7 protein-coding genes are annotated in these 9051 nt (G+C 65.1%); 5 read left to right on the top strand and 2 right to left on the bottom strand.

Annotation, left to right across the window (positions count from 1 at the left end; all coding sequences use genetic code 11):
• Window positions 1-101: 101 nt before the first annotated feature.
• Complete coding sequence (locus ACVOMB_RS20190) at window positions 102-998, bottom strand: DMT family transporter (protein WP_481532818.1); 897 nt, start codon at window positions 996-998, stop codon at window positions 102-104.
• Window positions 999-1295: 297 nt separating this feature from the next.
• Between ACVOMB_RS20190 and ACVOMB_RS20185 the strand changes: the two genes are divergently transcribed.
• The 4 genes from ACVOMB_RS20185 (at window position 1296) to ACVOMB_RS20170 (ending at window position 4235) form a co-directional block, all read left to right on the top strand.
• The gene (locus ACVOMB_RS20185; protein ID WP_481532817.1) at window positions 1296-2177 is read left to right on the top strand and encodes a DUF2145 domain-containing protein; all 882 of its coding nucleotides are present in this window, start codon (window positions 1296-1298) and stop codon (window positions 2175-2177) included.
• Window positions 2174-2701, top strand: coding sequence for a hypothetical protein (locus ACVOMB_RS20180; RefSeq protein WP_481532816.1), 528 nt, complete (start codon window positions 2174-2176; stop codon window positions 2699-2701). Before ACVOMB_RS20185 ends, ACVOMB_RS20180 begins: the two co-directional genes overlap by 4 nt.
• Window positions 2702-2732: 31 nt before the next feature.
• The gene (locus ACVOMB_RS20175; protein WP_481532815.1) at window positions 2733-3245 is read left to right on the top strand and encodes a hypothetical protein; all 513 of its coding nucleotides are present in this window, start codon (window positions 2733-2735) and stop codon (window positions 3243-3245) included.
• Window positions 3246-3671: 426 nt separating this feature from the next.
• Window positions 3672-4235 carry a queuosine precursor transporter gene (locus ACVOMB_RS20170; protein WP_481532814.1) on the top strand — a complete coding sequence of 188 codons (564 nt, stop codon included), beginning with the start codon at window positions 3672-3674 and terminating at the stop codon, window positions 4233-4235.
• A 38-nt stretch (window positions 4236-4273) separates the two neighbouring features.
• Here the strand turns inward: ACVOMB_RS20170 and glnE are convergent, their stop codons facing one another.
• Window positions 4274-7099, bottom strand: coding sequence for a bifunctional [glutamate--ammonia ligase]-adenylyl-L-tyrosine phosphorylase/[glutamate--ammonia-ligase] adenylyltransferase (gene glnE, locus ACVOMB_RS20165; protein ID WP_481532813.1), 2826 nt, complete (start codon window positions 7097-7099; stop codon window positions 4274-4276).
• Window positions 7100-7380: 281 nt separating this feature from the next.
• Between glnE and ACVOMB_RS20160 the strand changes: the two genes are divergently transcribed.
• Window positions 7381-8895, top strand: coding sequence for an acetyl-CoA hydrolase/transferase family protein (locus tag ACVOMB_RS20160; protein ID WP_481532812.1), 1515 nt, complete (start codon window positions 7381-7383; stop codon window positions 8893-8895).
• Window positions 8896-9051 lie beyond the last annotated feature (156 nt).

Genomic DNA, 9051 nt, shown 5'->3' with positions numbered 1-9051 from the left:
CCCCCCCCCCCCCCCCCCCCCCCCCCCCACCCCCCCGCCCCCCCCCCCCCCCCCCCCCCCCCCCCCCCCCCACCAAACACCCCCCACTGCCCCGCAGCAGATCAGGGATGATCAATCTGATCCGGCCGCTGCGTCCGCTTCACGCGCTCGCGGTGCAGCAGGTACAGGCCGCTGGCGACGATGATGCTGGCGCCGATCCAGGTCCAGCGGTCGGGCAGCTTCTGCCATAGCAGCACGTCCCAGCCGATCACCCAGACCAGGCCGGTGTACTCCAGCGGCGCGATCATCGAGGCCTGGCCCAGCTGGAACGCCCGGGTCAGCGCGATCTGGCCCAAGGCCCCGGCCAGGCCCATGCCGGCAATCAGTGCCGCATGCTTCCACTGCAGCGGCTGCCATTGCGGCCAGGCCAGCAAGCCGGCGCCAATGGCCATGATCAGCAGGAACCACACCACCATCGATTGCGGAGTATCCGTACGGGTCAGCAGGCTGACCGTGACCGCGGCAATCGCATAGGCAGTAGCTGCCAGCAGCACCATCAGGCCTGGGAACGAGATGAAGCCGTCCACGCCCGGGCGCAGTACCACCAGCACGCCGATCAGGCCGATGCCGATGGCCACCCAACGGCGCGGCCCCACGTGCTCACCCAACAGCGGCACCGACAGTGCCGCCACCAGCAAGGGCGCGACAAAGTAGATGGTGTAAGCCGTGGACAACGACAAGGTGCGCAGCGCATAGACGAAGCAGCCGATCATCACCATGCCGAGCACGCCGCGCAGCAGATGCAGGCCCCAGCGCACCGGGATCATCGAGCGCGGACCGGCCGTGGCCAATACCCAGACAAGGACAAACGGCAACGAGGCGGCGCCACGCAGCATGGTGACCTGCAAGGTGGGATAGCTGCTGGACAGCATCTTCATGCCGGCGTCCATGCAGGAGAAGAAAGCGACGGCGGCCAGCATCCAGACGATGGCACGCACAGGGGATTTGGTAGGTGACATGCACCCATTATCCGCTGCCCAAGGCCCAGCTTGTAATAATCAATATCAAGCTCCGGCCGACCCGCCACAGGTCCAAATAGGCGCCAACCCGGGGATGACGCACTCAGCAGGTGTTGCTGATAGCGCTCGTTGGTCCTGCTTCAGGGGTATGCCCTACCAGACTCGCGGTGACCAGCTTTGTGCACGCACAATGCAAGCGTCAGGTGGCGAACGAAGCGAGCACCGTTTGTTCTCGCGCCTTGCCTGCCGCCAGCTCCTAACGAATATTTCCCAAGCACCATGCAAGGATGCGCGCCGATGAAACCCCGCACGACACTACTGCTGGCAGCCTCACTGGGCCTGGCCACACTTTCCCTCCCGGCATTCGCCCAGCAGGCCTGCAGCCCGCGCTATCCGCCGCCGACCACGATTGCCGCCATGTTCGATATGGCTGCGGTCACCGCCGATACACTCGATGCGCTCCTCGACGTGGACGTGGTGCTGGCCGCGCGCGGCGGCCAGGACTTGAGCAAGTACGGGTTGCGCCACAGCCATCTGGCCTTCCTCGTGCGCAACGATAGCGGCAGCTGGGACGTGGTGCACCTGCTCAATCGCTGCAAGAGCGACAGCTCGGACCTGTACCGCGAAGGCCTGGTCAATCTGGTCGGCGAAAGCTCGATCACCACCGACCTGCGGGTTGGCATTCCCACACCAGAAGTACGCGCCGCGCTGAAAACCCTGCTCAGCGGCGCTGCACCACAGGCACGTGCGCTGCATCAACCGCGCTACAGCATGCTGGCCTACCCCGGCAGCAGCGAATACCAGAATTCCAACCAGTGGATACTGGAAGTCACCGCCGCGGCAATGGCACAAGCTGCCGGTGACACTGCGCTGGACAACCGCGACACCGCCTTGGCCTGGCTCAAGCAGAAGGGCTATACGCCCTCTCGCCTGCACATCGGCATCGGCAAGCGGCTGGGCGCGCGCTTCCTTGCCGACAACGTGGCAGTCACCGACCACCCGGCCAGTGAACGCATCTCCGGCAACTATTCGGTGGTGACGGTGGAATCGGTATTCGACTTCCTGCACCGCAGCGGCGCGCTGGAACGCGAACTGGCCGTTGCCCATCAAACCCCCGTGCCGGCGGTGACCGGCAACAATGTGCAAAACCCCATGCAGCAACAGGAAGCCAGCCCATGAAGCATCTGTTCAACAGCGGCGCCCTCGCCTTTGCCGTCGCCGCCAGCCTGGGATCAGGACTCACATCAGGCGCGGCCCGTGCCGGCGAAATCAATGGTTCGCAGGCTTCTGTGCTGATAACAGGCTCCAGCGTGGTGATGGTGGTGTCCGGGCCGATCTTCCTGTCCGCCGCTGGCGTACGCGGCGCGGCCGACATGTCCAAGGAATCCAGCGAGCGCCGCGAGGAAAAACGCCGCATCAGCGCCGGCCCGCTGCCGGACCTGGAAGTGAAATCGGTGGAGACCGCTGCCGATGGCGGCCGCCGCGTCACCCTGGAAGACCCTGCCAACGTCGAGAACCGCGCCACCCTGCAATGGCCCAAGCGCGAGGATGACCCAGCTGCGGGTTTCAGCGTGGGCGCAAAAATCGCCTTCCAGCCGAGCCCGCAGGGCGCGGGCTGGATGCTGCGCAACCCGCAAGGCGCGGCGCTGGCATTCGTACCGACCATCGAAGCGGCGGATGAAAGTCGCACCCGCACGCTTTGATTTTTGATTCACCGTACTTGAGGAACTCCCTATGAAATTCATGTTTTCGCAGCTGGCCTGCGTCGCAGCCATCAGCGCCATGTTGGTGATTGCGCCCGCGCATGCCGGCGATGGCTTGAACCGTTCGGAGGTCAGCACCCTGATGACCTCGGTTGGCGCGTCGATGTTGGTGTCTGCACCGTTGCTGCTGGTGGCATCGGCTGCCGACAAGTCGTCGACGGCATCGGCGAAATCGGGTGAAGGCCAGGCGCGCCGCGTCAGCGTTGGCCCGCTGCCGGACATGAAGGTCGAAGCGATCACCCAGGACGCCGATGGCGGCCGCAGCGTTGCGTTGGCCGATCCACTGGATGCAGCCAACACCGCATCTCTGCATTGGCCGCAACGCGAGGACAACCCGGCATCCAACTTCGTGCTCGGGCAGACCGTTGCGTTTACGCCGAGCCCGCAGGGTGCGGGTTGGATGGTGCGGGCGGAAGATGGCGCCGTGCTGACCTTTGTGCCGGCGATTGAAGCTGCGTCGGTGAGTCATAGCGGGAAGCTTTGAGGCTGCGGCGCTTTGAAGCTTCAGATCGTAGAGATGTCTGAAGCATCCCTTCTCCTGCTTGCGGGAGAAGGTGCCCGAAGGGCGGATGAGGGGGCTTTGGCTTTGGTCTTTTGAAGCTCAAACGCAAGCAAAGCCAGCAGCACAAGCAGAAGCTGCCCTCACCCCAACCCCCGCTCCGCGCCCCGGCCCTTGCGCTGGCGCAAGGTCGTTCGAATGGCTGCGAACCTTTGGTTCGCAAGCAGCCCTTCTCACCCCGCAAGCGGGAGAGGGGCTTCAGATCTCTTGATCGCAGGCAGCGTGCACTCCTGCAGCCGTTGACATCCCTCCAGACCGACCCGGGCTACAATGCCCACCGACCTGCCCTCCAGGGCACGGCCCCTTCCCTTTTGTCGATGCAGTGCCCAACGGCGCTGTCTGTGCCCGTTCATGTCCTCACATCCGTCCATCCGCTTCGCTCCGTTGACCCCAACCTCACTATTGCTGGCCGTGCTGGCAATGGGTGCCGTGGTGCTGGGCTCCAATGTACTGGTGCAGTACCCGATCAATGATTGGCTCACCTGGGGTGCTTTCAGCTATCCGATCGCGTTCCTGGTCAGCAATCTGATCAATCGTCGCTTCGGCCCGCAGGCGGCACGCCGCGTGGCCTGGGCCGGCTTCGCGGTAGCGGTGGTGTTGTCGGTATGGATCGCCACGCCGCGTATCGCGGTGGCCTCCTGCTCGGCCTTCATCGTTGCGCAGCTGCTGGACATCACCGTGTTCGACCGCCTGCGTGCTGGCAACTGGTGGCGTGCGCCGATGGTGGCCACCACCTGCAGCGCCACCGTGGATACCGCGATCTTCTGGTCGATCGCCTTTGCCGGCTCGCAGCTGCCATGGATCAGCTGGGCCGCTGGCGACCTGGCAGTAAAGCTGGCCATCGGCGTGTGCCTGTTGGCACCGTTCCGCGCCCTGCTGTGGAAGATGGCGCCGCTGCGCGGCACTACCCGCTAAGCACTGCAGCCCGGACGAAACCGGGCTGTTCTCCAACATCACTCCGCGTACTTGCCCGGCTCGAACGGCAGGCCCTGTGCGATTGCCGCGGCACTGATCGCCGCACACGCCGCTTCGATCTCGGGCGTGGGGATGGCAATACGCGGGCGTCGGTCCAGGGTGCAGCTCAAGCCCACGTCCAGCAAGGTCGCATGCGCAGCGTGCAGCGCTGCCGCGGTATCGTCCGGCAACCAGCCCGCGGTCGCCAACGCTGAAATCAACAACGGCGTTTCCCTGGGCGCACACAGCGCGCGATGGTGCTGTGCCTGCGACAGCACGCCGGTCTGCAGCACGAACTCCAGATCCACCAAGCCGCCTGCGCCCTGCTTCAAGTCCAGCCGTCCGGCATCACTACGGTCCAGTTCGGCACGCATGCGTGCACGCATTTTCAGTACATCGCCGAACAAGGTGTCGCGGTCACGTGCGCGGCTCAAGGTGTCGGCGCGTACCTGTTCGAAGTCGGACAGCAAGGATGCATCACCGGCCACGCCGCGCGCGCGTACCAGCGCCTGATGTTCCCAGGTCCAGGCGCGTTCGCGCTGGTATTCGGTATAGCTGGCCAACGAGGACACCAGCGCGCCCTTGCCCCCGTCCGGGCGCAGACGCACGTCGATGTCGTACAGGCGGCCGGCGGCAGTTACCGCGCCGAGCAGGGCCATCACTTTCTGCGCCAGACGGGCAAACCAACGGCCGCTGTCCAAGGGACGCAGGCCGTCGCTGCCTTCGCTGCCCGCCGGGCTGTCGTACAGGAACACCAGATCCAGGTCCGAACCGAAGCCCAACTCAACGCCGCCCAAGCTGCCGTAGCCGATGATCGCAAAGCGCCCGCCCGGCACTTCGCCGTGTGCCTGCAGCATGTCTGCATGTGCCATCTGCAGCACCGTTACCACCACCGCATCGGCCAGCTGCGCCAGTTGCTGCGTACAGTCGACCGCTCGCTGGCGGCCGTCGTGGAAGGCCAAAGCCATACGGAAGCTCAGCGCGAGCCGCACTTCATTGAGCGCGCGCAGCGCAGCTTCCGGATCATCGATCTGCAAGGCGCTGGCACAGGCATCCTGCATTTCCTGCGCGCCGGGCATCGGCCCTGCCACGCGCGTATCCAGCAATTCGTCGAGCAGCAGCGGGAACGCCACCAGTCGCTCGGACAGCAGCGCACTGCGTGCCAGCACATTGACCAATCGAGTCAAGGCGCTGGGTTGTTCGTCCAGCAATGCCAGATAGCTGGTGCGGCGCAGGATGGCCTGCAGCAGGCCGAGCACGCGCCGCAACGCAGCGTCAGGCTGCGGCGAGCGTGTAGCCGCATGCAGCAGCGCCGGCAGCACCCGATCAAGCCGCGCGCGGGCGCTATCAGACAACGATTTCACGCCCAGCGACTGGGCGAACTCACGCAGTGACTGATCAGCACCATTGGCGTCGGCGAAGCCGGCCTCGGCCAGCACCTCGGCGCTACCGCCGCCCGGCAATACCCGCCAATAGCTGGACAACACATCCGGCGCAGCCTGGCCTTGGCGCGGTGCAAGCAATGCACCGAATTCAACGCTGACGCGTTCGCGCTGTTGGTTCAAGGCTGCAAGCAAGGCATCCCAATCGGCGTAGCCGAGGCCGAGCGCGATGCGGCTGCGATCCAGCGCGTCATTGGGCAGGCAATGGGTCTGCGCGTCGCGCAGCATCTGCAGGCGGTTCTCGACGCGGCGCAGGAAGCGATAGGCCTGGATCAGGTCATCGCCATCGCTGGCTGCCATCTGCCCACCTTCGACCAGCGCGCGCAGCGCCGGCAGCAGGCGCCGCTCGCGCAGCGCCGCCTCGCGGCCGCCGCGGATCAGCTGCAGCGCTTGGGCCAGGAATTCGATCTCGCGGATGCCGCCGGGGCCGCGTTTGATGTCGTCCAGGCGGTCCTTGCGCGCAACTTCAGCGGTGATCGCCGCCTTCATCTCGCGCAGGCCATCGAGCGCGGTGAAATCCAGGTAGCGGCGGTAGACAAAGGGCCGCAGCGTCTCCAGCCAGGCCTCGCCGGCGGCGATGTCGCCGGCTACCGCGCGCGCCTTGATCCAGGCGTAGCGCTCCCAGTCGCGGCCTTCGCGCTGGAAGTATTGATCCATGCCGGCGAAGGACAGGGCAACTCGACCAGCGGTGCCGAACGGGCGCAGGCGCAGATCGACGCGGTGGCTGAAGCCTTCCGCAGTGGTCTCGTCCAGCAGCCGCGCCAGACGCTGGCCGAGCCGCGCGAAATATTCCTCGGCAGCCAGCGGGCGCGTGCCATCGGACTCGCCGTTATACGGGTAGGCGTAGACCAGATCGATGTCCGACGAAAAATTCAGCTCGCCGCCGCCGAGCTTGCCCAGCCCGAATACCACCAGCCGCTGCGCGCTGCCATCGGCATCGCGGACCACGCCGTGGCGGCTGGCGAACTCCTGCTCCAGCGCCTCCAGACCCAACTGCAGGCATTCCTCGGCCAGGCGGGTGGCGCCAGTCAAGGTTGCATCGACGTCATCGAGTTCGAGCAGATCGCGCCAGATCAGCCGGGTCGAGGCCGCAGCACGGTAGCGACGCAGCTGGGTTGGCCAGGCCGTGGGTTGCAGCGGGTCCAGCACGGGCAACGGCAAGGGAGCTGGATCGGCCTGAGCCAGCAGCTGCAGCAGCTCCGGCTGCCGGCACAGGGTATCGATGGCGAAATCGCTGGTAACCGCCAGCTGCCGCAAACCAGCCTCGAAGGCCTCTGATGGCGGCCATTGCGCCGGATCGGGAGCGGCCAGCTTGAGCCGGGCCAAGGCGCGTTCGATTACAGGTTGAACAGATTCAGGTGCTGCGGGGGCGATTTGGTTCATTCCGCGATTCTGGCATCTGCGGCCCAGAAGTCGCCATCTCCGGCGATCAGGCAATAAAAAAGCCCGCTGACAGCGAACTGTCAGCGGGCCTTGCTCCCTCCCCCACGTCGGGATGCAGGGCGATCCTGCCGGGTGCGCAAACAACTTGCACGCTGCACTGCAAAACAATACTGGGCAGTACAAGAGCACCAAACCCGTAATGACCATTCCACCAAGGTCCAACCCCCCTGTTCACGCCGAAGGGCGATAATCAGCCATCCCCCCAACAAACCGTAGTCGTCATGTCTGTCGAACGCATTTTGGACCCGCGCCTGCGCGACCGCATCGTTTCCGCCGAACAAGCCGCGGCCTTCATCCAGCCCGGCGAAACCGTGGCCATGAGTGGCTTCACCGGTTCCGGCTATCCCAAGGCGGTGCCGCTGGCACTGGCGCAGCGCATTGAAGAGGTGCACGCCGCCGGCCAGCCGTTCAAGATCAAGCTGATGACCGGCGCCTCGACCGCACCGGAACTGGATGGCGCGCTGGCCAAGGCCGATGCCATCGCCATGCGCATGCCGTTCCAGACCGACCCGGACGCGCGCAAGCGCATCAACGAAGGCACGCTGGACTACATCGACATCCATCTTTCCCACGTCGCCCAGCATGTGTGGTTTGGCTTCTACGGTGAGATCGATACCGCGGTGATCGAAGTCTCGGCCATCCATGCAGACGGTTCGCTGGTGCCCTCCACCTCGGTCGGCAACAACAAGACCTGGCTGGACCTGGCCAAGAAAGTGATCATCGAGGTCAACGAATGGCAGCCCGCGGATATCGAGGGCATGCATGACATCTATTACGGCACCGCGCTGCCACCGCACCGCAAGCCGATCCCGCTGATCCACGCCAACGATCGCATCGGCCAGGCCACGCTCAGCGTGGACCCGGACAAGATCGTCGCGGTGGTGCGCACCAATGGGCCCGACCGCAACAGCCCGTTCAAGCCGATCGATGAAGACAGCCGCCAGATTGCCGGCTACCTGATCGAATTCCTCAAACACGAAGTGGCCAAGGGCCGCCTGCCAGCCAACCTGCTGCCGCTGCAGTCGGGCGTGGGCAATATTCCGAACGCGGTACTTGCAGGCTTGGCTGAAAGCGGCCTGCGCGGGCTGACCTCGTTCACCGAGGTGATCCAGGACGGCATGCTGGATCTGCTCAAGTCCGGCGTGCTCGAGTACGCCTCGTGTACGGGTTTTGCGCTGAGTCCGGAGGCGAACGAGGAGTTCAAGCGCAACATCAAGTTCTACCGCGAACGCATCATCATGCGCACCCAGGAGATCTCCAACCATCCGGAGCTGGTGCGTCGCCTCGGCTGCATCGGCATGAATGGCATGATCGAAACCGACCTGTACGGCAACGTCAATTCCACCCATGTAATGGGCAGCCGCATCATGAACGGCATCGGTGGTTCGGGTGACTTCACCCGCAACGGCTTCCTGTCCAGCTTCCTGAGCCCTTCGATGGCCAAGGGCGGTTCGATCTCGGCGATCGTGCCGATGGTCAGCCACGTCGATCACACCGAGCACGATGTCTCGATCATCGTCACCGAGCAGGGACTGGCCGATCTGCGCGGCCTGCCACCGCGTGCACGTGCGCGTCAGGTGATCGACAACTGTGCGCACCCGGATTACCGCGACCAGCTCAACGACTACTTCGACCGCGCCTGCCGCGACAGCTACGGCAAGCACACGCCGCACCTGCTGCCGGAAGCCCTGTCCTGGCATCAGCGTTATATCGACACCGGCAGCATGAAGGCCTGAGACCCCACCGGTAGAGCCGAGCCATGCTCGGCTGGGGCTTTACCGGGCAAGCCTGATCTGTAGTGGGGGGGGGGGGCGGGGGCGGGGGGGGGCGCAGTAGGCGCGGGCGGGCGCGGGCGGGGGGGGGGATAGAAAAAAAAAAAACGGTTAGGAGCG

The organism is Stenotrophomonas sp. STEN018 (assembly GCF_056760235.1).
Note: the sequence above shows the minus strand (reverse complement) of the source record. Positions and strands in the feature narration are given on the sequence as shown.